A 24,354-nucleotide genomic window follows, 5' to 3' on the forward strand; every position below is an offset into this window, starting at 1 on the left:
ACTCGACGTGTCTGTGATCGGGCTCAGTCGCTCGTCGGCGTCAGCGTCTCGGCGTCCACGCCCAGGACCTCGGCGACGGCCTGCGCGGAGATGGGCCCCTGCCGCAGCACGCGTGGAGTCGGGCCGGTGAGGTCGACGATCGTGGAGGCGGCCTGGCGCGCCGATGGACCGGCCTCGAGGTAGACCTCCACGTGGTCGCCGAGCTGCGCCTGCGCATCGGCGGCGGTGACGGCGGGCGGCCTGCCGGAGACGTTGGCGCTCGAGACCGCCATCGGGCCGACGTCGCGCAGCAACTCGATGGCGACGGGGTGCAGCGGCATGCGCAGCATCACCGTCCCGTTGGCATCGCCGAGGTCCCACTGCAGCGACGGCGCCTGGCGGACCACCAGGCTGAGTGCCCCGGGCCAGAACGCGCGGATGAGGTCGCGGGCGCTGCCGGGCACCGAGTACACCAGGCCGTCGACCGTGTGCCAGGAGCCGACGAGCACCGGCACGGGCATGTCGCGGCCGCGGCCCTTGGCGGCGAGTAGCGAGGCGACGGCCGTGCCGTCGAACGCGTCGGCGCCGATGCCGTAGACGGTGTCGGTGGGCAGCACCACCAGCCGGCCACCCTTGAGCGCGCTGATGGCCGACGCGATGCCGGTGGTGCGCTGCTGGGGATCCGAGCAGTCGAACACGGTCATCTCGGCTCCTTCGGCGTGTTCGGACGGGTGGTGTCGGGCACTAGCTTCTCACCCGGTGCGGGTGGCGGTGACGAAGCGGGGTCGTCCGGCGAGGTCGCGGCGCGACGTCACGTCGGTGAAGTCGCCGGTGCGCGCGAACACGGCGACGGTGGCCGCGGCGGTGGTGTCGTCGTGTTCGACGCCGATGCGGCCGCTGCCCCGGCGGAGCAGCCGGCTCGCGTGACCGGCGATCGGCGCGATGACCGCCATGCCGTCCGGCCCGCCGAAGAGCGCGTGGCACGGATCGTGATCGGCCACCTCCGGCGCGAGCACCGCGCCGTCGGGAATGTAGGGCGGATTGGCCACGATCAGGTCGACCGCACCCTCGCGTCCGGCGAGCAGGCCGGGGGCGGTGACGTCGGCCGCGAGGACCTCGACGCCGGTGCCCTCGGCGTTGCGACGGGTGTACCGCAGCGCATCGTCGGAGTCGTCGACGGCGATCACCGTGGCAGCGGGCAGGGCGCGTGCCAGCGCGATCGCGAGCGCACCGGAGCCGGTGCACAGGTCGACGACGACGGGCCGGTCCGGGAGCGGCTGAGCCAAGGCCCATTCGAGCAGCGACTCGGTCTCCGGCCGCGGGACGAAGACGCCGGGGCCGACCGCGAGCGTGACCGGACCGAAGGCTGCGGTCCCCACGACGTGCTGCAGCGGCTCCCGGGCGGCGCGCCGGGCGACGAGGTCCCGGTATCGCGCGGCGAACGCCGCGTCGGGGGTGGCGAACGGCAGCCGGCCGCGGTCGACGCCGAGGACGTACGCGGCGAGGAACTCCGCGTCCGCGCGGGCGCTGTCGACGCCCGCGGCGTCCAGGCGCGCGGTGGCCTCGGCGATGGCCTCGGTCAGGACGCGCCGCGGCGCGGTCATGCCTCTTGCAGCCGGGCCTGCTTGTCCGCCGCGGCCAGCGCGTCGAACAGCGGGTCGAGGTCGCCGTCGAGCACCTGGTCGAGGTTGTGCGCCTTGAAGTTGATCCGGTGGTCGGCGATCCGGTTCTCGGGGAAGTTGTAGGTGCGGATGCGCTCGCTGCGGTCGACGGTGCGGATCTGGCTGGCGCGGTCGGCCGATGCGTCGGCCTGGGCCTGTTCCTCGGCGAGCGCCTGCAGCCGCGCCGCGAGCACCTGCATGGCGCGCGCCTTGTTCTGCAGCTGCGACCGCTCGTTCTGGCACGTCACCACGATGCCGGTGGGCAGGTGGGTGATGCGCACCGCGGAGTCGGTGGTGTTGACGCCCTGACCGCCCTTGCCGGACGAGCGGTAGACGTCGATGCGCAGGTCGGACTCGTCGATCTGCACCTGCTCGATCTCGTCGGGCTCGGGATAGACGAGGATGCCTGCCGCCGAGGTGTGCACGCGGCCCTGCGACTCGGTGACCGGAACCCGCTGCACGCGGTGCACCCCGCCCTCGAACTTCAGCTTCGACCACACGCCGTCGGCGGAATCGCCCTTGCTGGCGATGGTCAGCGTGGCGTCCTTGTACCCGCCCAGGTCGGAAGTGGTTTCGTCGAGCACGGTCACCGTCCAGCCGTGCCGCTCCGCGTACCGGATGTACATGCGAGCGAGGTCGGCGGCGAACAGTGCCGATTCCTCGCCGCCCTCCCCCGACTTCACCTCGAGCACCACGTCGTCGGCGTCGTGCGGGTCGCGCGGCGCGAGCAGGTCGGTGAGGTGATCGTCGAGTTCGGCGAGCCGGGCCTCCAGGTCCGGAATCTCGGCAGCGAACGACTCGTCGTCGGCCGCGAGTTCCCGGGCGGCTTCGAGGTCGCCGCGGACCGCTTCGAGCTTGCGGTAGGTGGCCGCGATCGGCGACACCTGGGCGAAGCGCCGTCCGACGCGACGCGCCGCCGCGGCATCCGCGTGCAACCCCGGGTCGGACAGCTGCCGTTCGAGGTCGGCGTGCTCGGCCAGCAGGGCCTCGATCTTGGGAGCGTTGTCGCTCACCGGTGCCTCCTTGAAGCGAATGGACCCGTCAACGAGAACGGCGCCCGTCCGAACGCACGGGTGCGTCGGAGCGGGCGCCGCTGTCTGGGCTACTTGTCGGCTGCGGCCTTGTCGCCGGCGTTCCGCTTGCCATAGCGCTTCTCGAAGCGCGCCACGCGGCCGCCGCTGTCGAGGATCTTCTGCTTGCCGGTGTAGAACGGGTGGCACTGCGAGCAGACCTCGACCACGATGTGGCCGTTGTCCTTGGTGCTGCGGGTCTGGAAGGTGTTGCCACAGCCGCAGACCACGGTGGTCTCGTTGTAATTGGGGTGAACGCCCGATTTCATCTCTAGGTCCTCTTCGTTGGGTGGTCGCCGGGTCGCCCGCTCCCTGACCTGGGAGATGTCGAGCGTGAACCGGAACCGAGGTCGACGGCCCATTATGCCAGGTCAACCGCCAGTCTCCTAAACGTGCTCGGACGGGCCGATATTCCGTCCGGCCAGCAGCATGACCACATCGTCCAGCGGACGCGCAACCACGCGTCCGCTGCCCACCGCGAACGGCGCGTCGGTCGCCTCGAACCGGACGTCGGGGAAGCGCCGTCGCGCATTGATGGGGAACGTCATGGTCCACAGTCGGTCGGCGACGACCAACGCGGCATCCTGCGGCATCGTCCGGGGCAGTCCGAGCGGCCGGGCGATGTCCTGGCCGTGGACCAGCGCGTCGAGCAGTGGGTCGACGACCTTCGTCCCGGGCGGGCGGCGTCGCGATCCGACCATGCCACGCAGTGTGGCGACGATCTCGTCGGTGCTGCGGCGGTCCTCGCGGGCCACGCGCGCCATCATCGCGTCGAATCGGAAGCCGGAGCGCAGCGCTTCGAGCGCCATCCGGCCCCAGCCCACATTGGCCTGGACGAGGTGCACCGCCACCTCGCGCACCGTCCACGCGTCGCACAGCGACGGCGTCGCCCACTGCGCCGGCACCAGCGTCTCCAGCAGGTCGGCGAGTTCGGCGCGCTGGGCGTCGACGTGACCCCAGATCTCCTCGTCGTGCATGCCCTCTCCAATCGTCAGGACTCCTGACAATATAGTCAGGAATCCGAACCATGTCGAGTACGATCTCGGCGTGACGGAACCGAACACCGCGACGCTGATGTTCATCGCCCACCGCGCCGCCGAGGCGCGCGTGCACGACGCGCTGCGGGCGTCGGGCTTCGACGACCTCACTGCGGCGCAGACGCGGCTGGCGCAGCGGCTGCGCCCCGAGGGAATCCGGCTGACCGACCTCGCCGAGCAGGCCGGCGTCACCAAGCAGACCGCCGGCGCGCTGATCGACGACCTCGCGCGACGGGGTTACGTCGAACGCATCCCCGACCCCGCCGACGCCCGGGCCCGACTGGTGGTGCTCAGCCCGCGGGGCCGCCGCCTGTGCGCGGCGGCCGCCGCCGAGGTCGCCGCGGTCGAGGCGCAGTGGCGCGACCACCTCGGCGCCGCGGACTACGACCGGCTGCGGCGCCTGCTGCTGGTTCTGCGGGACGTCACCGATCCGTACCGGTGACCGCGAGCACGCCGAAGGTGCGACCCTCGCGCGTCCACAGCGTGCGGCCTGCGGGATCGGTGCCCATCGCCACCAGGTCGCGCTTGAGGATCTTGTTGGTCGCCGTGCTCGGCAGGTCCTCGGCGATCCACACGTACCGCGGCCAGGCCTTCGGCGACAGGTCGGGCTGGGCGGCCAGGAACGCCCCGAACTCCGCGGGCGTCAACGCGGCCCCGTCCCGCAGGACGAGCGCGGCCATCACCTGGTCACCGACGTACTCGTCCGGCACGGGATAGACGGCGACGCGGCTGATCGCGTTCAGTCGCAGCAGGATGCGCTCGATGGGCGCGGTGGTCAGGTTCTCGCCGTCGACGCGCATCCAGTCGGCGGTGCGGCCGGCGAGGTAGATCCAGCCGTCGGCGTCCCGGTAGGCCAGGTCGCCGGACCAGTACATGCCATGCCGCATCCGCTGGTCGGTGGCGCCCTGGTCGTTGTAGTAGCCGCGGAAGAGGCCGCTGCCGCTGGTGTTGACCAACTCGCCGGTCGCCGCGGCGGCGTTGAGCAGGGCACCGGAGGCGTCGAAGCGGGCGACCTCGCACTCGGTCACCGTCTCGGGGTCGAAGATCGCGACGCCCGGGAAGCCCTTCCCAATCGACCCGGTCGGGCAGTCGTCCGGGCGGGTGATGATCACGGCGGTCTCGGTGGACCCGAACCCGTCCCACACCGTGCAGCCGAAGCGGCGCCCGAACTCGTCGATGTCGCGGTCCGCCGCTTCGTTGCCGAACGCGATGCGCAGGGGGTTGTCGGCGTCGTCCGGCCGCTCGGCCGTGGCGAGGATGTATGCCAACGGCTTGCCGACGTAGTTCATGTACGTCACGCCGTACCGCCGGACGTCGTCGAGGAAGCGCGAGGCGGAGAACGACGCGGGCGCCATCGTGGCTCCGGCGTTCAGCGCCACGCTCCAGCCCGCGTAGACGGCGTTGGAGTGGAACAGCGGCATCGCGAGGTAGCAGACGTCGGACGCATCCAGTGCGTACCGCTCGACCAGTGCGGTCCCGGCGAACAGCACCATGGCGTGCGGCACCTCCACGGCTTTGGGTTCGCCGCTGGTGCCCGAGGTGAAGATCATCATGAAGGTGTCGTCGGCGCCGACCTCGGCGTGCGGGACCAGGCCGGGCGCCGCCGCCGTCCGTTGCGACCACTCCGGCGCGGAGACGTCGAACACCGAGACGCCGGGTAGGTCGATGCCGTCGAGCAGGTGGCGGTGCTCGGCGTCGGTGAGCAGGATCTGACAGTCGACGCGGGCGACGTCGCGCGCGATCGCCTCGCCGCGCCGCGTGGTGTTGATGCCGCACAGCACGTAACCGCCGAGGGCGGCCGCGGCGAGGGCGGTGAGCATGTCGGGCGTGTTGCCCAGCAGGACGCCCACGTGCAGCGGGCGCTCGGCGTCGGCGGCGTCGATCAGCGCCGCGGCCTGCGCGAACGCCTCGGCGATGTGCTGCCGCCACGTCCAGGTGCGATCGCCGAACCGGACGGCCGGGGTGTCGACGTCGGCGCGCTCGCGCAGCAGCTGTTGCAACGTGTCCGGCACCGGGGACTCCTTCGTCACGCATGGTGAACACTGTCGAAAAAGTGTCTACCATCCTCGGCACGTCGCACGCGGAGTTTCGACCATTGGCAGAATGCATCCATCCGCGTCGCCGCGCGGCACGTTCGCGCAACCCGAGGAGGCGCCGTTGACCACCACCCCGGCACCGCCCGAGAGTGCTCCGCAGAGCCGCTCGGTCCGCGACCGTCTGATCGACGCGGCCGAGGAGTGTTTGCGGGTCAAGGGGATTCGTTCGACGACGGTGTCCGAGGTTGCCGAGGTGGCCGGGGTGTCGCGAGGCTGGCTGTACCGCCACTTCCCGGACAAGGTGACGCTGCTCGGCGCGGCGCTGGTGCGGCTGAACGACGCCTACTGGTCGGAGTCGCACGCGCTGCTGGACGAGGTGCAGGGGCTCGCCGAACAGATCGCCGCGGGCATCAGCCACGCCCGCACCGCCTACGACGATCCCGGTGCACTGCTCATGAAACTGCGCATGGCGGAACCCGAGGAGTTCGCGGCATGCGCCGGCGCGGGTGTGCAGGGACTGGTTCCGGACCTCGCGGCGTTCTGGCGGCGCTACGTAGTCGCCGCGCGCGATGCCGGCGAGATCCATCCCGACGTCCACGTCGACGAGGCGGCCGAGTGGGTGGCGCGGGCGATCCTGTCACTGACCACCGTGCCCGGCGCCCAGCTCGACGCCGCCGACCCGGCCGCCGTGCTGGTGCACGTCAAGCGCTACGTCATGCCCGGTCTGCGGACCGACCCCGCCGTCTGAGCCGACTCCTCCACCCATCCGCCAGAAAGCCGACGGCCCCGCACGTCAACGCGTGCGGGGCCGTATCCAGCGCTGGGCGACTAGTCGTCGCCGGTGCCTCCCGGGGTGTTCTTGGAGACCTGGACCAGGAACTCGTAGTTGTTCTTGGTCTTGCGCAGCTGGCTCATCAGCAGGTCGATGGCCTGGTGCGGGTCCAGCCCGGACATCACCCGGCGCAGCTTGTGCACGATCGCGAACTCGTCCGGGGACAGCAGCAGCTCGTCCTTGCGGGTGCCCGACGGGTTGACGTCGACCGCAGGGAAGACCCGGCGCTCGGCGATCTTGCGGTCGAGCTTCAGTTCGGCGTTGCCGGTGCCCTTGAACTCCTCGAAGATCACGGTGTCACCGGTGGAGCCGGTCTCGACCATCGCCGTGGCGATGATGGTGAGCGATCCGCCGTGCTCGATGTTGCGGGCCGCGCCGAGGAAGCGCTTCGGCGGGTACAGCGCGGTGGAGTCCACACCACCGGACAGGATGCGGCCCGAGGCCGGCGACGCGTTGTTGTACGCGCGGCCGAGGCGGGTGATCGAGTCCAGCAGGACGACGACGTCCTTGCCCTGCTCGACGAGCCGCTTGGCCCGTTCGATGGCCAGCTCGGCGGCCTGGGTGTGGTCTGACGGCGGCCGGTCGAACGTCGAGGCGATGACCTCGCCCTTGACCGAGCGCTGCATGTCGGTGACCTCTTCGGGGCGCTCGTCGACGAGCACGACCATGAGGTGGCATTCCGGGTTGTTCTGCGTGATCGCGTTGGCGATGTCCTGCATGATCGTGGTCTTGCCGGCCTTCGGCGGCGACACGATCAGCGCACGCTGACCCTTGCCGATCGGCATGATCAGGTCGATCACACGCGTGGTGAGCTTGTCTCCCGACGTCTCGAGGCGCAGCCGCTGGTTCGGGTAGAGCGGCGTCAACTTGCCGAACTCCGGGCGCTTCTTCGCGTCCTCGACCGATCCGCCGTTGACGGAATCGAGCCGCACCAGCGGGTTGAACTTCTGCCGCGGATTGTTGCCGCCGCCGCCCTCGCCCTCACGGGCCACGCGGACGGCGCCGGTCACGGCGTCGCCGCGGCGCAGCCCGTTCTTGCGCACCATGTTCATCGACACGTACACGTCGTTCGGGCCGGCCAGGTAACCGGAGGTCCGGACGAAGGCGTAGTTGTCGAGCACGTCGAGGATGCCGGCGACCGGCTGCACGACGTCGTCCTCGCGCAGTTCGGTGTCGTTGCCGCCGCCCTCGTTGCCGCCGCGCTCGCGCCGCCTGCGGTCGCGGAACCGGCGGCCGCGGCGGCCGCCGCGGCCCTCGTCGTCGTCATCGTCGGTCGCGTTGTTGCGATCGTTGCGGTCGCTGTTGCCGCGCTCGTTGCGCTCGTTGTTGCCGCGGTCGTTGCGCTCGTTGTTCCCGCGGTCATTGCGCTCGTTGTTGCCGCGCTCGTTGTTCCCGCGGTCGTTGCGCTCGTTGTTGCCGCGCTCGTTGTTGCCGCGCTCGTTGTTGCCGCGCTCGTTGTTTCCGCGGTCGTTTCGCTCGTTGTTGCCGCGCTCGTTGCGGCCGTTGCCGCCCGAGCCGTTGCGACCGCCCTGGTCGCCCTTGTTCTGCCCGCCGTCCTTCTGCGGAGTGCGGCCGTCGCCGGCGTCCGCCTCGACGGCGCGGTCGGTCTTCTCGGCGGCGCCATCGGTCGTTTCGGCCCGGTCGGCCTTCGGACGATCGGACGTCGCGGGGGCCTGCTCACGGCCGTCGGCCTCGGCCGGCGCAGCGGTCGCGTCGGCGGTCGGCGCGTCGGCGGTGTCGCCGTCGGCGCGGGCGGGGGCGCCGGTCTGACGCGAGGCACCGCGGCGCTCGCGCCGACGGGGTGCCTGCTCGGTGGCGGCCTGGTCGGCCGCGGGGGCCTGCTCGGCGGCGGGTGCGTCGGCCTGGCCGTTCGCGGGCGCCGCGGCACCGTTCGTATCCCCGCGCTGCTCGCGGATGGCAGCGATGAGGTCGCCCTTGCGCATACCGGTCGTCTTGACGCCGAGTGAGCTGGCGAGCGCACGCAGGTCGGGCAGCACCATCGCGGTCAGCGGCACGGCGCGCTGGGCGCTCGGCGCTTCCGCCGCGGGTGCGGCAGAGGGTGAATCCACGGACTCGGGCACTGCGACGTCGTCGCTGCTGCCACCGGCCGTGATGAGGTCCGTATCAGTCACGGATTTCCTTTCCTTCCCTCGCCGATGTGGTCACGTCGAGGGTGCTTCGCATTCAGTCGATCCGCTGAATGTCGAGGTCCCACCGTCGCCTCTGCAACGGTGATCGCCTGGGTTCACCACTGTGCGGCGAACCGTCAGTACACGGGTTGAACACCTAGAAGAAGAGTGGTCGTCCTAGTGTCGGCGCAGGTGAAGACGCTGCGATTGCTGGACGATTGCGAGAATAACCCGCTTCCGGGTGGGAAGCAAGAATGACCTGCTGCGCGTGTGGCGCGTGTGGCCTATCTCGGACCCGGCGTCCACCGGACGCCGTCGCCCTGGGCCATCTCGGTGATGGCGAACCCGTGGGCGGCGCCGAACTCGAGGGCCTCGGCCGGCAGCTCGGACTCGGTGGTGATGGCGATAACCGCTGGTCCGGCCCCCGAAAGCACCGTCGCTACGCCACAACGGCGCAGGATGGCGATGTATTCCGCCGATGCGGGCATCGCCGAGGCGCGCTGCGGCTGGTGCAGCCGGTCCTCGGTGGCCGCGGCCAGCAGGTCGGGCCGCTCGGTCAGAGCGACGACCAGCAGGGCGACGCGGCTGACGTTGAAGCGTGCGTCGACGTGGCTGATCTCCTCCGGCAGCACGGCCCGGGTCTCCGCGGTCGACGAGCGGACCGCGGGGACGGCCGGGAAGAGCCGGATGTCGGGATGCAGCCGCAGAGGTGCCGCGCGGTAGCGCGGCGTCGCGCCGTCCGCCTCGGTCCACGAGACCACCGCGCCGCCGAGTACCGCCGCTGAGGCGTTGTCCGGGTGCCCCTCGAACTCCGATGACAGCTGAATCAGGTCGCCGTCGTCGAGGACGGGCGAATCCGACTGTGCGATGAGGCCGTTGGCGGCGGCCAACCCGCCGACGACGGCCGCGGCGGACGAACCGAGGCCACGCGAGTGCGGGATGACGTTGCGGCAGCTGATCTTCAGTCCCCCGACCGTGACGCCAGCCGCGTCGAGGCCGCGCCGCAGCGCCCGCACCACGAGGTGCGACGCGTCCAGCGGCACCTGACCGGCGCCCTCCCCCGTGACGTCGATGACGAGACCGGAATCGGTTGTCTCGACGTCGATCTCGTCGTACAGGCCGAGTGCGAGGCCGAGGCTGTCGAAGCCGGGACCGAGGTTGGCGCTAGACGCGGCGACGACGGCCGAGGCGGACAGCCCGGCGGGAAGGGTCTGCGTCATGACCAGACCTAGACGAGACCCAGCTGCGCGACGACCGCGACGGGGTCGACCGGGACGGCCTCGACCTCGGGCATGCCCTTCAGCGCGGTGTCGGGATCCTTGAGGCCGTTGCCGGTGACGGTGCAGACGACGGTCGAGCCCTTGGCCACCCAGCCGTCCTCGACCGACTTCAGCAGGCCGGCGATGCTGGCGGCCGACGCGGGCTCGACGAAGACGCCCTCGGTGCGGGCCACCAGGTGGTAGGCGGCCAGGATCTCCTCGTCGGTCGCCGCGAGGAACTTGCCGTTCGACTGCTGCTGCGCCTCGACGGCCGAATTCCACGATGCGGGCGCGCCGATGCGGATCGCCGTCGCGATGGTGTCGGGATTCTTGACCGGCTCGCCGGACACCAGCGGCGCCGCGCCCGCGGCCTGCGTGCCGAGCATGCGCGGCAGGCGGTCGCTCAGCCCGTCGCGGTGGTACTCGGTGTAGCCCTTCCAGTACGCGGTGATGTTGCCGGCGTTGCCGACGGGGAGGGCATGCACGTCGGGTGCCGTGCCGAGCGCGTCGACGATCTCGAACGCGGCCGTCTTCTGCCCCTCGATGCGATACGGGTTCACCGAGTTGACCAGCGCGATCGTCGGGAAGTCGGCCGTCAGCTTGCGGGCCAGCTCAAGGCAGTCGTCGAAGTTGCCGTCCACCTGGATGATCTTCGCGCCGTGCATGACGGCCTGGGCGAGCTTGCCCATCGCGATGCGGCCCTGCGGAATCAGCACCGCGCAGGTGATGCCGGCGCGGGCGGCGTACGCGGCGGCCGACGCCGACGTGTTGCCGGTCGATGCGCACAGCACCGCCTGCTGCCCGCGCGCCACCGACTCGGTGACGGCCATGGTCATGCCGCGGTCCTTGAACGAGCCGGTCGGGTTCAGGCCCTCGACCTTGAGATGCACGGTGCAGCCGGTCATCTCGCTGATGCGCGCGGCGTGGATCAGCGGCGTGCCACCCTCCAGCAGCGTGATCGGCGTCCAGCCCTCTCCGATCGGCAGCCGGTCGCGGTAGGCGTTGATCAGACCGGGCCACGGCTGGTGGACGGCACGTGCGTGGGTGTTCGTCATTCGGTGGTCCCTTCCAGGCGCAGGACGCTGTTGATCGTCTGCACGACGTCGAGGTCGGCGAGGGCCGCCACCGTCTCCGAGAGCGCGGCGTCGGTGGCGCGGTGGGTGACGACGACGATGCGCGCGCCGCACGGCTGGCCGCCCTCGTCGACCATGCCCTCCTGGCGGACCTCGGCGATGCTCACCTCGCGCTTGCCGAATTCGGCGGCGACCGAGGACAACACGCCCGGCCGGTCGGCGACGTTCATCGACACGTAGTAGCGGGTCGGGATGAAGCCGATCGGTGAGATCGGCAGCTGCGCGTACTTGGATTCGCGCGGGCCCAGGCCGCCCTGGACGCGGTTGCGTGCCGCCATGACCAGGTCTCCCATCACCGCCGACGCGGTGGGTGCGCCACCGGCGCCCTGGCCGTAGAACATCAGGCGGCCGGCCGCCTCGGCCTCGACGACCACGGCGTTGAACGCCCCGCCGACCGACGCCAGCGGATGATCGGACGGCACCAGCGCGGGGTACACACGCGCCGAGACCCGCTGCTGCCCTTCGTCATTGGTCAACCGCTCGCAGATGGCCAGCAGCTTGATGTTGCAGCCGAGCGCCTTCGCCGACGCGAAGTCCTCGGCGGTGACCTTGGTGATGCCCTCGCGGTACACGTCGTCGGCGGTGACGCGGGTGTGGAAGGCGATGGAGGCCAGGATGGCGGCCTTGGCGGCGGCGTCGTAGCCCTCGACGTCGGCGGTCGGGTCGGCCTCGGCGTAGCCGAGCGCGCTGGCGTCGGCGAGCGCCGACGCGTAGTCCGCACCGGTGTCGTTCATCGCCGAGAGGATGTAGTTGGTAGTGCCGTTGACGATGCCCGCGACGCGCAGCACCGAGTCTCCCGCCAGCGACTGGGTGAGCGGCCGGATCACCGGGATCGCGCCGGCGACCGCCGCCTCGAAGTACAGGTCGACGCGCGCACTCTCGGCGGCCTGGGCGAGTTCGCCGGTCGACTGCGCCATCAGGGCCTTGTTGGCGGTGACGACGGACTTGCCGTGCTCGAGCGCGGTGAGGATCGCCTTGCGGGCCGGCTCGACCGGGCCCATCAGCTCGACGACGATGTCGACGTCGTCGCGGGCGGCGAGCGCCTCGACGTCGTCGGTCAGGAGATCGGCGGGCACGCCGCGGTCGTCGGCGACGCGGCGGACGCCGACGCCCCGCAGTTCGAGCGGGGCGCCGATGCGGGCGGCGAGGTCGGCGGCGCTGTCGCCGATGATGCGCACCACCTCGCTGCCGACGTTGCCGAGGCCGAGGACGGCTACGCCGATAGGCTTGGGATCGGTCACGGGTTCTCTACCTCCAGGCTGAGCAGGTCGTCGACGGTCTCGCGGCGCAGGATGAGGCGCGAGACGCCGTCTCGCACCGCCACGACCGCGGGCCGGGCGAGCAGGTTGTACCTGCTGGACATCGAATAGCAGTAGGCGCCGGTCGCGGCGACGCCGATGAGGTCACCGGGGGTGACGTCGTCGGACACCCAGGTGTCGCGGACGACGATGTCGCCGCTCTCGCAGTGCTTGCCGACGATGCGGGCCAGTGCCGGTGGCGCGTCGCTGGTCCGCGAGACCAGCCGGGCGTCGTACTCGGCGTCATAGAGCGACGTGCGGATGTTGTCGCTCATACCGCCGTCGACGCTGACGTAGCGCCGGGACGCCCCGGCGCTGATCGCGACGTCCTTGACCGTGCCGACCTCGTAGAGCGTGATGGTACCGGGCCCGGCGATCGCGCGGCCCGGCTCGACCACCAGCGTGGGCGTCGGCAGTCCTACGGCCGCGGACTCGCTGCGCACGATGGCCCATAGCGTGTCGGCCAGTTCCTTCATCGGCGGCGGGTCGTCGTGGGGTAGATAGGAGATGCCGAGGCCGCCGCCGAGGTCGACGATCGACATCTGCGCGGTCTTCTCGACGCCGAATTCGGCGACCACGTCGCGCAGCAGGCCGATGACGCGGTGTGCGGCCAGCTCGAAGCCCGCGACGTCGAAGATCTGCGAGCCGATGTGGCTGTGCAGCCCCACCAGGCGCAGGTTGTCGGTGGCGAAGACCCGCCGGACCGCGTTCATGGCGGCGCCGCTGGCGAGCGACAGCCCGAACTTCTGGTCCTCGTGGGCGGTCGAGATGAACTCGTGGGTGTGCGCCTCGACGCCCACGGTGACGCGCAACAGCACGTTCTGCACCACGCCGGCCGCGCCGGCGATGGCGTCGAGCCGCTCGATCTCGATCTCCGAGTCGACCACCACGTGCCCGACGCCCACCTCGACGGCGCGGGTCAGCTCGGCGACCGACTTGTTGTTGCCGTGCAACGCGATTCGTTCGGCCGGGAAGCCGGCGTGCAGCGCGACGGCCAGTTCACCGCCGCTGCAGACGTCGAGGGCGAGGCCCTCCTGGTGGATCCATCGCGCGATCTCGCTGCACAGGAAGGCCTTCGCCGCGTAGCGCACGTGCTCGCCGCCGCCGAACGCCATGGCGATGTCGCGGCAGCGGGTGCGGAAGTCGTCCTCGTCGATGACGAACAGCGGGGTGCCGTAGTCGGCGGCGAGCCTGCTGACCGGTACGCCGGCGATCGACAGCTCGCCACCGTCGCCGCGAGCGGCGTTGCGCGGCCACACGTTCGGGGCGATCAACAGGATTTCGTCCGGCGACGCCGGACGCGGCGGCGTTCCGGGGTGGCGCTTGGCCTCCGCGTGGCGCGGACCTGCGGGGTGTGCCATCACATGCGCTCCGGTGCACTGACGCCGAGTATGTCGAGTCCGTTGGCGATCACCTGGCGCGTCGCGGCGCACAGCGCCAGCCGCGCGGCGTGCAGGTCGCCGGGCTCCTCGTCGCCCATCGGCAGGACGCGGCAGGAATCGTAGAAGCGGTGGTAATCGCCGGCGAGATCCTCCAGGTAGCGGCACACCCGGTGCGGCTCGCGCAGCGCCACCGCGGTGGCCAGGATGCGCGGGAACTCGCCAAGGGTCCGCATGAGCGTGCCCTCGCGGTCGTGGGTGAGCAGGTCGAGGTGGCCGGTGTCCGCGGCGATGCCGAGGTCGGCCGCGCTGCGCGCCAGCGCCGAGAGCCGGGCGTGTGCGTATTGCACGTAGTAGACCGGGTTCTCGCTCGACGCGCTCGACCACAGCTCGAGGTCGATGTCGATCGGGCTGTCCACCGAGCTGCGGATCAGCACGTACCGGGCGGCGTCCACGCCGATGGCGTCGACGAGGTCGTCGAGGGTGATGACGGTGCCGGCGCGCTTGCTCATCCGGACCGGCTGGCCGTCGCGAACCAGGTTGACCAGCTGCCCGATCAGCACCTCGACGGTGTTCGGGTCGTCGCCGAGCGCGGCCGCGGCGGCCTTCAGCCGGGCGATGTAGCCGTGGTGGTCGGCGCCGAGCATGTAGATGCACAGGTCGAAGCCGCGCTGCCGCTTGTCGAGGTAGTAGGCGAGGTCGCCGGCGATGTAGGCCGGGTTGCCGTCGCTCTTGATGACGACGCGGTCCTTGTCGTCGCCGAACTCGGTGGTGCGCAACCAGGTTGCGCCGTCCTTCTCGTAGATGTTGCCGGTCTCGCGCAGCTTGGCGATCGCCTGCTCGACGCGGCCGGAGGTGTGCATCGAGTCTTCGTGGGTGTACACGTCGAAGTCGGTGCCGAACTCGTGCAGCGAGGACTTGATGTGGGCGAACATCAGGTCGACGCCGATCGAGCGGAACGTCTCCTGCTGCGCGTCGTCGGGCAGGCCGAGCACGTCGGGTGCCTGAGCGAGGACCTGGTTGGCGATGTCGACGATGTAGCCGCCGGCGTAGCCGTCCTCGGGCGCCGGCTGCCCCTTGGCCGCGGCGACCAACGACCGCGCGAAGCGGTCGATCTGGGCTCCGTGGTCGTTGAAGTAGTACTCCCGGACCACCTCGGCGCCCTGCGTGGACAGCAGCCGGCCCAGCGCGTCGCCGACCGCGGCCCAGCGGGTGCCGCCGATGTGGATGGGGCCGGTCGGGTTCGCCGAGACGAACTCCAGGTTCACCTTGATGCCCAGCGCGTCGGAGTGGCCGTAGGCGTCCCCCGCGGCGAGCACGTTCGACACGACGACGCTCTGCGCGGCGGTCTCGATGCGCAGGTTGACGAAGCCGGGGCCGGCCACGTCGGCGCCGGAGATGCCGTCGGCGGCGGTCAGCGCTTCGGCGAGCCACCCGGCCAGCTCACGGGGGTTGGTGCCGACCTTCTTGCCCACCTGCAGCGCGAGGTTCGTCGCGTAGTCACCATGCTCGGGATTGCGGGGACGCTCCACCGTGACGGTCTCCGGCAGCGCAGCGGTGTCGAGGCCACGCTCGGCCAGAACCGCCGCGGCAGTGGTCTTGAGCAGGAGAGCCAGATCGGCGGGGGTCACGGGGCACCATCCTATGGTCTGAGGTGGTCAGCCCCCGAATCGGTTTCCGGGCCTCCCATGGGATAGGCTGTCGACGCCCAACGGCGCAGCAGGTCCGTGCGCCCCCGTAGCTCAGGGGATAGAGCGTCTGCCTCCGGAGCAGAAGGCCGCAGGTTCGAATCCTGCCGGGGGCACCAGGTCAGGCGATGTCTCTGACCACGGCGTGCAAGAAGTGTGCCCACGGACTTATCCGTCGAGCGCCGCTGCCCGGCCCTTCGCGATGGCTGGGACGACCACTTCGTGCAGATAGGTGCATTTAAGTGACGACCAGTTACCGCGCGAGGGGTGTCGAAGGGACACCCAGACGAAGCTGTTGCCGTTGAGGGCACATGCGTTCACATTCGCGGCTATCGACCCGTTGACCCCAAGAGCCGCGAACAACGTGTCTTTCAGTCTCGCACCCTGCGAAATCACCAGCGACGGTTGAAGGATGTCGATAGTAGCGCGCAAGTGCCGTGAGCAAGACTTCCGCATCACGCCTGTCGCCCTAGAGTTGGCGGTTCCCGCGTCGACCGCGGAACACAGCAGAAGATTGGTCATCGCATAGGCATCGAAGAAATGGGCGCGCGATCCGTCGCCAAATGAAATGTGTTCGATGTCCGCGTCCACCGGAAGCCCGAACGCCAGTCGAAGCGCAAAGGTGACGCCCCTCATGTGTTGGTTGCGTTGCCCGAAGCCGACCTTGCCGGCGGTCAGCACGTCCTCGGTCCGCTGTTCGACGGTGCGGTGCTGTTTAGCTTCGCCCGTTTCCATGGGCAGAACGAGAACACGGTACGGCTTGCCATCAACCTGGGTGTCGTAACACGGACCGACCATGTGGCTTTGAGCCTCGTAGAAGCTGGCACCGGCCTTCTCAGCGGACAAACGGCACGCGCCCGCGGTCCTGCAGATGAAATCCTCACTGTCGTTCCACACGTTCGCCGCGAGATACGACTCGAGCTGCGCCTTCCGCTGCTGCGATGCGGCGCGATCGACCAACCAGACCGGCGACGCCCCGCCTTCGGTACTAGCTTCTCGTCGCAGCGATGCGAGGTCTTGGTGCGGGCTCCGCCAGACCGCCGGGTCGAGTGCGTCGGGGCCGAGTGTGGTGACATCGTCCGGAATCGGCACGCCAACATCGGACACGCTCACGCTCACCGGCTCATCGACGGTCGTGGTCGTGACTACTACGGGGTCGCTAAGCACCGCGGGGTCTACGGTCAGCAGCCCCTTCTCGATGAGGGCGGTCAGCATGAGATGGGTGTAGATGACGCGGTCGCAGATGCGGGCGATGCCCGGCGCGGCGTCGTAGTACCGCTGGTCAAGGCTCAGGTCGCGGATCACTGACGACCGCGGCGACTGGGCGTGGATCACGTCGCCGTCGAGCCAGGTGTGCATTAGCTTTCGGTCGGTGGTGTCGCCGCTGGGAGTTGCCGCCCAGTAGGCCTGAGCTCCGAGGTTGGCATCGATGACGGCGCGCCAGTAGTGGTGCCACCATTCGAGGTCGATCTCCTCGTTGAGCGAATCGGTACCGGCCACTTGTTCGAGCGCATCAAGCATCTTGGCGTAGTAGATGGGCTCCGAGCTCAAGACCAGCGGGCGCACCCGGCTCGCGAGCGACTCCAACGCCTCCTCGGGTGGGTATTCGGCTTGCAGTCGGTGGCTTTCCTCGTCGGTCTTAGTGTTTACCTCCACCATGATGGTGACCTCGCCCTTGTGCAGCTTGGTTATCAGCGCCGCCTGCTCGCGAATCAGGGAGTGCGCCATAACGCGGCGGGTGCGCAGTAGAAACCCCTCAATCACGGCTTGCGGTGTGGGCGGTGCTGCGGCCATGAACGGCACTCTACGACCGCGTACCGGCACCTAGACGGACGTCGAAGGTCCCTCGATGGCGATACCGCCTCCGGCTCACAGGGCTATATCAGCCACCACTATCGCGTGATCGGATAATTTCCCGTCGGACACCTTGCCGCGAACATGGTGAAGGTGTTGCGCGCTTCTAATGCTTTCCCGCAATGGAGCCGAGACCCAGATGTAATCAAGGCGAAAGCCGTTGAAGTCCCTACCGTCTCTAGTCGTGAACCACGTGTAATCCCTGTTCTTGGGATTCAAGTAGCGCCAAGTGTCGGTGAATCTGCCGTCCATTCGCAAAACACGGATATTCTCTGAAAGCTTGAACGGGGTCCCTCTGGGGGTCCTGTCGATCTCGTTGAGTCCAGTGTTGAGATCGCCCATGATTGCAACTCTCTCGTCCTTATGAATCGTGGCATACCGAATGACCTCATACCACAGCAGCTCCTTGCGTTTCTGGCCCGACATACCGCGGCCTTCGGAGTCGAACTTGTGGTCCGGCGAACCCGGAATGTGGACGCACAGCACACGCAGATCCATGCTCGGAATACGGACGGATGCCCACCGTTCTTGGTCGTGGGTAATTTCTTCTTTCACGGCTTCGAAGGGCTTCTTTGATGCAAGCAGGACACTGTTGACATCCTCCCCGGAGGGCGTTTCGATGTAATCGAAACCACTCGCTTCTAGAGTTCGCGACAGGGTCGCGAGATTATTAGATTTCACCTCGGTAAAACCGACTACATCCGGTGCCAACAGATCGACTTCGCGCATTATCTGCGGCACCCGATTGCCGCCTCCGCTTTGAATATTCCAGGTTAAGAAGCGCGTCGTGCCGTCAGCTCTCGTCACTGTGTACCCCCATGTAATGGTCGATCTCCTCGATGAGCCTCAGACGTTAGCAACGAGTTGTGACATCGAGGGTGATTCGCAGGGTAGGCCGGGTTCAATGTGGGCTGCGCGACTACACGGCTCTCCCACATTACGAAGGTCTCGCCTTCCGTCGATATCCAATCTCGACGGCCATTGCAGGAGCGATCGAGCGCGACGGCACCGGCAGTCGACGGCGAGGGGAAAACTGCGTTGCGTGTCATGCGGTCAACCTCGGCATCAATGGCTATCCCGCCGTTGGCGAGAGCTGCTCATGGTTAGTCCGACAGTTGGCGTAAGTCTGAGCTTCACCCCGTGCCAGGAGGCGACCACCAGTGAACCGGCGAGCATGGTGAACTCCCCGTCGACTGCTGTGCTTGAGCGTCGACGCCAAGCTTGCGGTGGCTGAGCCGAAAGACCGGCGACCTAGTGGCCTCAGCGGTGACGGGGGCACTTACTTTAAGAGACCCGGTTCCCGAGCGACCACCAGCTGTGCCATGCCGCGGCCGCCCTTCCCCATACGCCAAAGGGCGGCCGCGCGACGATGCGCGCGGCCGCCCTAGGACGTGGTGTCGGTCAGCCCCGGTTGAAGAGGCCGCCGAGGCCGCTCAGGAAGCCGTTGCCGGCCTGTCCGAGCTGGGTCAGCCCGTTGGTGCCGGCGGTGCCGACCTGGGTCTGGCCATTGGAGATGGCCGTGCCGCCCTGCGAGATCGCGTTGGTGCCGGCCGTGCCGGTCTGCACCTGGCCGTTGGAGATGGCCGTGCCGGTCTGCGAGATCGCGTTGGTTCCCGCGGTGCCCACCTGCTGCTGACCGTTGGAGATGGCGCCGCCGATCTGCGACACGGCGTCGGTGCCGGGGTCCGCCGACGCGGCACCCGCACCCGCCAGGGCGATGGCTGCAGCGCCGCCCGCCAGCGCGACGCCGGACAGGATCTTGCGGCCGAGAGAGCTGTTCATGGTGGTTCCCTTCAGTCACGCTGTGAGTTCTCACAGCAACGGTGTTGCGGTGTAACTGGAGGTTACCAGTGTTGTGCGTGTTCACACCAGACCGGATCTTTCGGAGTTATTACGGACGTTTGCCAGGCCGGCCCGAATTCCTGGTCGAACAGCGGCGTTCTCGATCGCCGGGGCCCGTCCTTCACCTAGGCGAACCCCGTCGAGTCGCCGTCCGATTGCCACGCCTCAGGGCGTCGCACACATACCGCGTCCTCGTTCATGCAGTTCAGACCGCTAATTTGCGACGCGGCGATCCGTGGTCCACCGGATCCGCGGTGGCGACGTGCATCGAGCCGCCATGAACGCCGAGGCCAATGCCGGCGTGATCATCGGCGTCCTGCACCGAATTCTGGATAGCCAGAGCGCCGACTCGCGTCGCCACGCACGCCGCCTCCGTCGGGTTGCCACATGTTGCTGTCAGCAAATCCCTCTGCAAACGTCGGGTGGGGCTCGACGCGAGTCGAACCCGGCCGTGCATCGACGACGGTCGCGTCGTGCGTTCGTCCGGCGCCGACGGTGAGCCGTCTCGGTCGACGCCCTCACACGGGCCGACGCGCGCAGTAGGGTGCGACGGATGGCGGCTGAGCAGAACGGCTCCGGGCACGGCGCCGAGCGAGTGCGGCAGAGTCGCCTGCCGCTGCCCGACGAGGACCCTTTCCACGTGACACCGGACGGCCTGGACGACATCCGTCCCGGCACGGTGTTGCGTTCCCGCCGCGTGGAGGTCGCGTTCTTCGGACGGGTCCGGCTCGGGACCGCGGTGCAACTGCTGTATCGCAGCACCGACGCCCACGGTGCCGCCGAAGCGGCGGTGACGACGGTGGTGCTGCCTGCCGACCGCACCCCGTCGGACTGCCCGGTGCTGTCGTACCAGTGCGCGATCGACGCCATGTCGTCGCGCTGTTTCCCGTCCTACGCCTTGCGCCGGGGAGCGGATCTGGTGGGAGCGTCCGTGCAGGCCGAGTTGCTCTTCGTCGCAGCGGCGCTGGCCGACGGGTGGGCGGTCAGCATCCCCGACCACGAAGGCGTGGCCGGCATGTGGGGTGCGCCCTACGAAGCGGGGTTCCGCGTCCTCGACGGGCTGCGCGCCGCACTCGGTCACGACGAGTTGGGCCTTGCGCCGGACGCTCCGGTGGCGATGTGGGATACTCCGGCGGCGGACTCGCGACCGGATGGGCTGCGGAGGCCGCGGCCGACTATGCGCCCGAGCTGAACGTCATCGGCGTCGTCCTGGGCTCACCGGTCGTCGATCCCGAGAACGTCGCGCGCCGGCTGAACGGGTCGATGTGGGCGGGCCTGGCCGCGTTGATGGTCGCCTCCCTCGTGCACGTGTTCCCCGAGGCGCGCAGCGTCGTCGACGAGCACGCCACGGCCGAGGGCAAGGACCTGCTGACCGAGATCGAGGGGATGTCCACCGGCCAGGCGATTCACCGACTCCGGCACGCCGACATCGCCACCTTCGTCGACCTCACCTTCGACGAACTGTTCGCCCTGCCGGAATTGCAGTACGTGTTCGCCATGACGCGGCTGGGACAGGCCGTGCCGAGCATGCCCGTCCTGATGATCCAGGGCGTCCGCGACAAGATCGTCGACGTGACCGACGTCGACCGGTTGGTCGAGACGTATGCCGCAGGCGGCGCCACGGTGACCTACCACCGCGACCCGCTCGCCGAACACCTGATGCTCTATCCCCTGGCGGTCCCGATGAGCCTGCGCTGGCTGCGCAAGAGGTTGCACGGATCCGATCACCGAGAGCGTCGGCGCACCTGGCCGGCGGTCGTCGACGTCCGCACCTACCGCGGCCTACCTACCCTGGTGACCACCGTGTCACGAGCGGCGGTGTCACGCGCCCGGCGAGCACGCCGGGTGAACACGAGGGCATCGGCGCGTTCCCCGGACGTCGCGAACCGCGGACCACTACAGTCCCGCCCCATGGGCAATGCAGCCGAGTGGGCCAGTACCGCAGCGCACGACTTCCGGGCGGTGGCCAAGGACGCCGACGACGCGGTCACCAAGCAGCTCGCCGAGGGCCTCGTCTATCTCGCCGATGCCATCCGCGACCTCGACGCCCAACTCGAGACGATCACCGCCAAGCTCGACGGACGCTAGGCGACGGGACCGGCGCCCGCCGCGGCGGACGTCCGCACCAGCGTCGGCTCGTTGAAGCCCGCCGCCCGCAGGGCGCCGGGGACCGCAGTCGAGACCGCGCGCAGCGCGTCCTCGGGCACCAGTGCGATGACGCAGCCACCGAAACCGCCGCCGGTCATCCGGGCACCCAGCGCGCCGGCGTCGACCGCCGTCTGCGCGATCATGTCGATCTGCGGGGTGGTGATCTCGAAGTCGTCGCGCATCGACGCGTGCGACGCGGTGAAGATCTCCCCCACCGTCTTGAGGTCCCCGGCCTCCAGCGCCACGACGACGTCGAGCACGCGGGCGTTCTCGGTGAGGATGTGCCGGGCCCGTCGCGCATCGGTGGGATCCAGCTCGCCGAGCCGTTCGAGCCCGACGTCCTGCGCCTCGCGCAGCGACGTCACCCCCAGCGCCGCCGCGGCCCGCTCGCAGGACCGGCGTCGCGCGGCATACTCGCCGCCGGCGTGGCGGTGCGGCGCCCGGGAGTCGATCAGCAGCAACGCCATGCCGACGGCGTCCGGGTCGAAGCCGACCGGCTGCACGTCGAGGCTCCGGAAGTCGATGAGCAACGCCTGGCGCGCGGCACCGTGCAGTGACGCCAGCTGATCCATGAGACCCGTTGGCGCGCCGACGTAGTCGTTCTCCGCGTGCCGGGCGATCCGCGCCTGCTCGGTGCGGTCCAGCTCGGTTCCGCTGGCGGCGAGCAACGCGCCGAGCACCGCGCACTCCAGGGCCGCCGAGGACGCGAGGCCCGAGCCCATCGTCACGTCGCTGTCGATGCGCATCCGGCCGCCACGGACCGGGTGGCCGGCCTGCCGCAGCGCCCACACCACCCCGGCGACGTAGGCGCCCCATCCGGCGACGTCGCCCGTGCCGGTGTCGAGCGGGACCGTCACCCCGTCGGGTTCGCCGGCGCTGCCGACGCGCAACGCGTCGGAGTCGTCGGGGTCGAACGTCACCGTGGTGCGTTCGGGCAGCGCGATCGGCAGCGCATAGCCGAGGTTGTAGTCGGTGTGCTCGCCGATCAGATTGATCCGGCCCGGCGCCTCGAAGCGCACCGTCACGTGCCCACCTCCCGCAGTCGCGCGGCCACGCTCTCGGGCGTGACGTCGCTGATGAACGCATCCATGGCGGACTCGGACCCGGCCAGGAACTTGAGCTTGGTGGCGCTGCGCCGCACCGACATCAACTCCACGTGGAACCAGCCTTCGCCCTGCTCGTCGTCGTCACGGTACTGGTGCAGCGCCGAGATGTACGGCAGCGGCGTCGGATACAGCCGGTCGAACCGGCGCAGCACGTCGAGGTACACCGCGGCGAACGCGTCGATCTCCGCATCGGTGAGGTCGAGCAGGTTGTGCACCCGGCGGTTCGGGTAGACGTGCACCTCCACCGGCCAGCGTGCCGCGAACGGCACGAACGCGGTGAAGGCGTCGGTGCGGGCGATGATCCGCGCGCCGTCGGCCACCTCGCGGTCGAGGATCGCGCCGAAGAGGTTCGCGTCGTGACGCCGTCGGTACGCGCGCGCCTCGCGCAGGACGAGCGCCGAGCGGGGCGTCACGTACGGGTAGCCGTAGATCTGCCCGTGCGGGTGGGTCAGCGTCACGCCGATTTCCTCACCGCGGTTCTCGAAGCAGAACACCTGACGAATACCGTTGCGCTGCATCATGTCCGCGGTGCGGTGCCGCCAGGCGTGGACGACCAGCCGGGCGCGGTCGTGTGGCAGTTGCGCGAACGACGCGCGGTGGTCACTGGAGAAGCAGATCACCTCGCAGCGCCCGTGTCCGGGTGCGGCGGTGAACACGTCGCGGTCGGGGTCGGGCAGGTCGAACGGCTCGACGCCGGCGCCCGACAGGCTCGGGAACCGGTTCTCGAACACCACCACGTCGTAGTCCGGGGCGGGGATCTCGCTGCTGAGCCCGGACGGCCCCGGGCACAACGGGCACTGGTCGGGTGGCGGCTTGTAGGTGCGGTCCTGGCGCAGCGCGGCGATCACCACCCACTGCCCGGTCTGGCGGTCGAACCGGATCTCCGAGCGTTGCGCACTGCGCGGCGGCAGCGGGCGGCGGTCGGGTACCGGCGCCGGACGGTGGCCGGGCAGGGCGAAGAACAGCTCGTCGCGGCCGTCGGCGAGCGTCCAGGCGAGCGGTTCGGTCACGAGTGCTCCCCGGGGGTCACCACGGTCAGTTCGCCGACGCGTTCGTCGAGCACCGACCGTGCGTCGGCGTTCAGTCCATCGTCGACGATCAGCGCGTGCACCTGGTCGAGACGCGCGAACACGCACGCGCCGACCTCGCCGTACTTGGTGTGGTCGGCCAGGACCACCAGCCGGGCCGAGATCTCGATGAGCGTCCGGTTGGTCTGTGCCTCGGCGACGTTCGGCGACGTCAGCCCAGCGTGCTCGTCGACGCCGTGCACGCCGAGGAACGTGGCGTCCACCCGGAACGACGCGAGGGCGGTGTCGGCGATGGGGCCGACGAGCGCGTCCGACGGGGTGCGCGTGCCGCCCGACAGATACGCGGCGGGCCCGGGTGATTCGGCGTCGGGCGCGGTGAGGACGTCGAACACGGGCAGCGAGTTGGTGATCACGGTGACCGACGGGCGGACGCGCAGCAGCCGCGCGAGTTCGGTGGTGGTGCTGCCCGCCCCGATGGCGATCGTCATGCCGTCGTCGACGAGCGCGGCGGCGGCCCGGGCGATCGCCACCTTCTCGGCGCGTCGCTGCTGCGCCTTCTCCGCCGATCTCGGCTCGTCGCCGCGATGGTGCCGGGTGACCGCACCCCCGTGCACCTTGCTGAGCAACTCCTGCGCGTCGAGCGCGTCGAGGTCGCGCCGGACGGTCATCTCGGAGACCGAGAGCGCGGCGGCGAGGTCGGCCACCCGCACGGCACCCCCGGACTGCAGGCTCGCCAGGATGGCGCGGCGACGCTCGGCGGCGAGCATGCATCCCCTTTCGATGGGCGTACCCGAACAACTTCGCACAGATTCTCACCAAAACTACCGCGATCCGTGCGATTCTCCTGTTAGTTTCTGCTCAGTTCGACCAACGAC

Annotated in this window: 21 protein-coding genes, 1 tRNA gene and 1 pseudogene; 4 read left to right on the forward strand and 19 right to left on the reverse strand. The window is 69.6% G+C overall.

The window, feature by feature from the left end:
• Positions 1-23 precede the first annotated feature (23 nt).
• From FZ046_RS25175 to FZ046_RS25195, 5 genes are all read right to left on the reverse strand, one after another.
• The gene (locus FZ046_RS25175; RefSeq protein WP_070355976.1) at positions 24-683 is read right to left on the reverse strand and encodes an L-threonylcarbamoyladenylate synthase; all 660 of its coding nucleotides are present in this window, start codon (positions 681-683) and stop codon (positions 24-26) included.
• A gap of 48 nt (positions 684-731) precedes the next feature.
• The gene (gene prmC / locus FZ046_RS25180; RefSeq protein ID WP_070355962.1) at positions 732-1,583 is read right to left on the reverse strand and encodes a peptide chain release factor N(5)-glutamine methyltransferase; all 852 of its coding nucleotides are present in this window, start codon (positions 1,581-1,583) and stop codon (positions 732-734) included.
• Complete coding sequence (gene prfA / locus FZ046_RS25185; protein WP_070355961.1) at positions 1,580-2,653, reverse strand: peptide chain release factor 1; 1,074 nt, start codon at positions 2,651-2,653, stop codon at positions 1,580-1,582. The genes prmC and prfA overlap by 4 nt, the downstream gene beginning before the upstream one ends.
• A gap of 89 nt (positions 2,654-2,742) precedes the next feature.
• A complete protein-coding gene (gene rpmE / locus FZ046_RS25190; protein ID WP_070355960.1) occupies positions 2,743-2,979 on the reverse strand; it encodes a 50S ribosomal protein L31 in 237 nt (78 codons plus the stop codon).
• 117 nt (positions 2,980-3,096) lie between these two features.
• Positions 3,097-3,687: a maleylpyruvate isomerase family mycothiol-dependent enzyme gene (locus FZ046_RS25195; RefSeq protein WP_070355959.1), complete on the reverse strand. Its 591-nt coding sequence runs from the start codon at positions 3,685-3,687 to the stop codon at positions 3,097-3,099.
• A 97-nt stretch (positions 3,688-3,784) separates the two neighbouring features.
• On the opposite strand from FZ046_RS25195, the gene FZ046_RS25200 reads away from it, so the two are divergent.
• Positions 3,785-4,189 (forward strand): MarR family winged helix-turn-helix transcriptional regulator, encoded by a 405-nt coding sequence (locus tag FZ046_RS25200; RefSeq protein WP_070355974.1) that lies wholly within the window; start codon positions 3,785-3,787, stop codon positions 4,187-4,189.
• Here the strand turns inward: FZ046_RS25200 and fadD1 are convergent.
• Complete coding sequence (gene fadD1, locus FZ046_RS25205; protein ID WP_070355975.1) at positions 4,170-5,759, reverse strand: fatty-acid--CoA ligase FadD1; 1,590 nt, start codon at positions 5,757-5,759, stop codon at positions 4,170-4,172. The two genes, FZ046_RS25200 and fadD1, sit on opposite strands and share 20 nt — an antisense overlap.
• Positions 5,760-5,850: 91 nt before the next feature.
• Between fadD1 and FZ046_RS25210 the strand changes: the two genes are divergently transcribed.
• Complete coding sequence (locus FZ046_RS25210; protein WP_083298565.1) at positions 5,851-6,531, forward strand: TetR/AcrR family transcriptional regulator; 681 nt, start codon at positions 5,851-5,853, stop codon at positions 6,529-6,531.
• A gap of 80 nt (positions 6,532-6,611) precedes the next feature.
• On the opposite strand, the gene rho is transcribed toward FZ046_RS25210, so the two are convergent.
• The 6 genes from rho to argS form a co-directional block, all read right to left on the reverse strand.
• On the reverse strand, positions 6,612-8,747 hold the full coding sequence (gene rho / locus FZ046_RS25215) for a transcription termination factor Rho (RefSeq protein WP_149484339.1): 2,136 nt from the start codon (positions 8,745-8,747) through the stop codon (positions 6,612-6,614).
• 281 nt (positions 8,748-9,028) lie between these two features.
• On the reverse strand, positions 9,029-9,964 hold the full coding sequence (thrB, locus tag FZ046_RS25220; RefSeq protein ID WP_070355054.1) for a homoserine kinase: 936 nt from the start codon (positions 9,962-9,964) through the stop codon (positions 9,029-9,031).
• 8 nt (positions 9,965-9,972) lie between these two features.
• The gene (thrC, locus tag FZ046_RS25225) at positions 9,973-11,058 is read right to left on the reverse strand and encodes a threonine synthase (RefSeq protein WP_070355053.1); all 1,086 of its coding nucleotides are present in this window, start codon (positions 11,056-11,058) and stop codon (positions 9,973-9,975) included.
• Complete coding sequence (locus FZ046_RS25230) at positions 11,055-12,377, reverse strand: homoserine dehydrogenase (RefSeq protein WP_070355052.1); 1,323 nt, start codon at positions 12,375-12,377, stop codon at positions 11,055-11,057. The genes thrC and FZ046_RS25230 overlap by 4 nt, the downstream gene beginning before the upstream one ends.
• A complete protein-coding gene (lysA, locus tag FZ046_RS25235; protein ID WP_070355051.1) occupies positions 12,374-13,798 on the reverse strand; it encodes a diaminopimelate decarboxylase in 1,425 nt (474 codons plus the stop codon). The genes FZ046_RS25230 and lysA overlap by 4 nt, the downstream gene beginning before the upstream one ends.
• Entirely contained in the window at positions 13,795-15,444 is a 1,650-nt protein-coding gene (gene argS, locus FZ046_RS25240) for an arginine--tRNA ligase (protein WP_070355050.1), read from the reverse strand. Before argS ends, lysA begins: the two co-directional genes overlap by 4 nt.
• A gap of 100 nt (positions 15,445-15,544) precedes the next feature.
• On the opposite strand from argS, the gene FZ046_RS25245 reads away from it, so the two are divergent.
• Positions 15,545-15,620: transfer RNA gene (locus FZ046_RS25245), tRNA-Arg, on the forward strand.
• A 49-nt stretch (positions 15,621-15,669) separates the two neighbouring features.
• Here the strand turns inward: FZ046_RS25245 and FZ046_RS25250 are convergent.
• The 4 genes from FZ046_RS25250 to FZ046_RS27560 all read right to left on the reverse strand — a co-directional run bounded on the left by FZ046_RS25250 (position 15,670) and on the right by FZ046_RS27560 (position 19,558).
• On the reverse strand, positions 15,670-17,295 hold the full coding sequence (locus FZ046_RS25250; RefSeq protein WP_125939812.1) for a hypothetical protein: 1,626 nt from the start codon (positions 17,293-17,295) through the stop codon (positions 15,670-15,672).
• Between the two features lie 75 nt (positions 17,296-17,370).
• Positions 17,371-18,162 (reverse strand): endonuclease/exonuclease/phosphatase family protein, encoded by a 792-nt coding sequence (locus FZ046_RS25255; protein ID WP_170292479.1) that lies wholly within the window; start codon positions 18,160-18,162, stop codon positions 17,371-17,373.
• Between the two features lie 594 nt (positions 18,163-18,756).
• Positions 18,757-19,137 (reverse strand): hypothetical protein, encoded by a 381-nt coding sequence (locus FZ046_RS25265; RefSeq protein WP_070355047.1) that lies wholly within the window; start codon positions 19,135-19,137, stop codon positions 18,757-18,759.
• A gap of 265 nt (positions 19,138-19,402) precedes the next feature.
• On the reverse strand, positions 19,403-19,558 hold the full coding sequence (locus FZ046_RS27560; RefSeq protein ID WP_170292480.1) for a hypothetical protein: 156 nt from the start codon (positions 19,556-19,558) through the stop codon (positions 19,403-19,405).
• A 192-nt stretch (positions 19,559-19,750) separates the two neighbouring features.
• Between FZ046_RS27560 and FZ046_RS25270 the strand changes: the two are divergent.
• Positions 19,751-21,039 (forward strand): annotated as a pseudogene (locus FZ046_RS25270) (lipase family protein); the annotation flags it as partial.
• Positions 21,040-21,281: 242 nt separating this feature from the next.
• Here the strand turns inward: FZ046_RS25270 and FZ046_RS25275 are convergent.
• The 3 genes from FZ046_RS25275 to FZ046_RS28060 are packed head-to-tail and all read right to left on the reverse strand — an operon-like array spanning position 21,282 to position 24,246.
• Positions 21,282-22,370: a galactokinase gene (locus FZ046_RS25275; protein ID WP_070355044.1), complete on the reverse strand. Its 1,089-nt coding sequence runs from the start codon at positions 22,368-22,370 to the stop codon at positions 21,282-21,284.
• On the reverse strand, positions 22,367-23,461 hold the full coding sequence (galT, locus tag FZ046_RS28055; RefSeq protein ID WP_070355043.1) for a galactose-1-phosphate uridylyltransferase: 1,095 nt from the start codon (positions 23,459-23,461) through the stop codon (positions 22,367-22,369). The genes FZ046_RS25275 and galT overlap by 4 nt, the downstream gene beginning before the upstream one ends.
• Positions 23,458-24,246, reverse strand: coding sequence for a DeoR/GlpR family DNA-binding transcription regulator (locus FZ046_RS28060; RefSeq protein WP_070355042.1), 789 nt, complete (start codon positions 24,244-24,246; stop codon positions 23,458-23,460). Before FZ046_RS28060 ends, galT begins: the two co-directional genes overlap by 4 nt.
• Between the last annotated feature and the right edge of the window lie 108 nt (positions 24,247-24,354).

Source organism: Mycolicibacterium grossiae (assembly GCF_008329645.1).
Lineage (GTDB): Bacteria > Actinomycetota > Actinomycetes > Mycobacteriales > Mycobacteriaceae > Mycobacterium > Mycobacterium grossiae.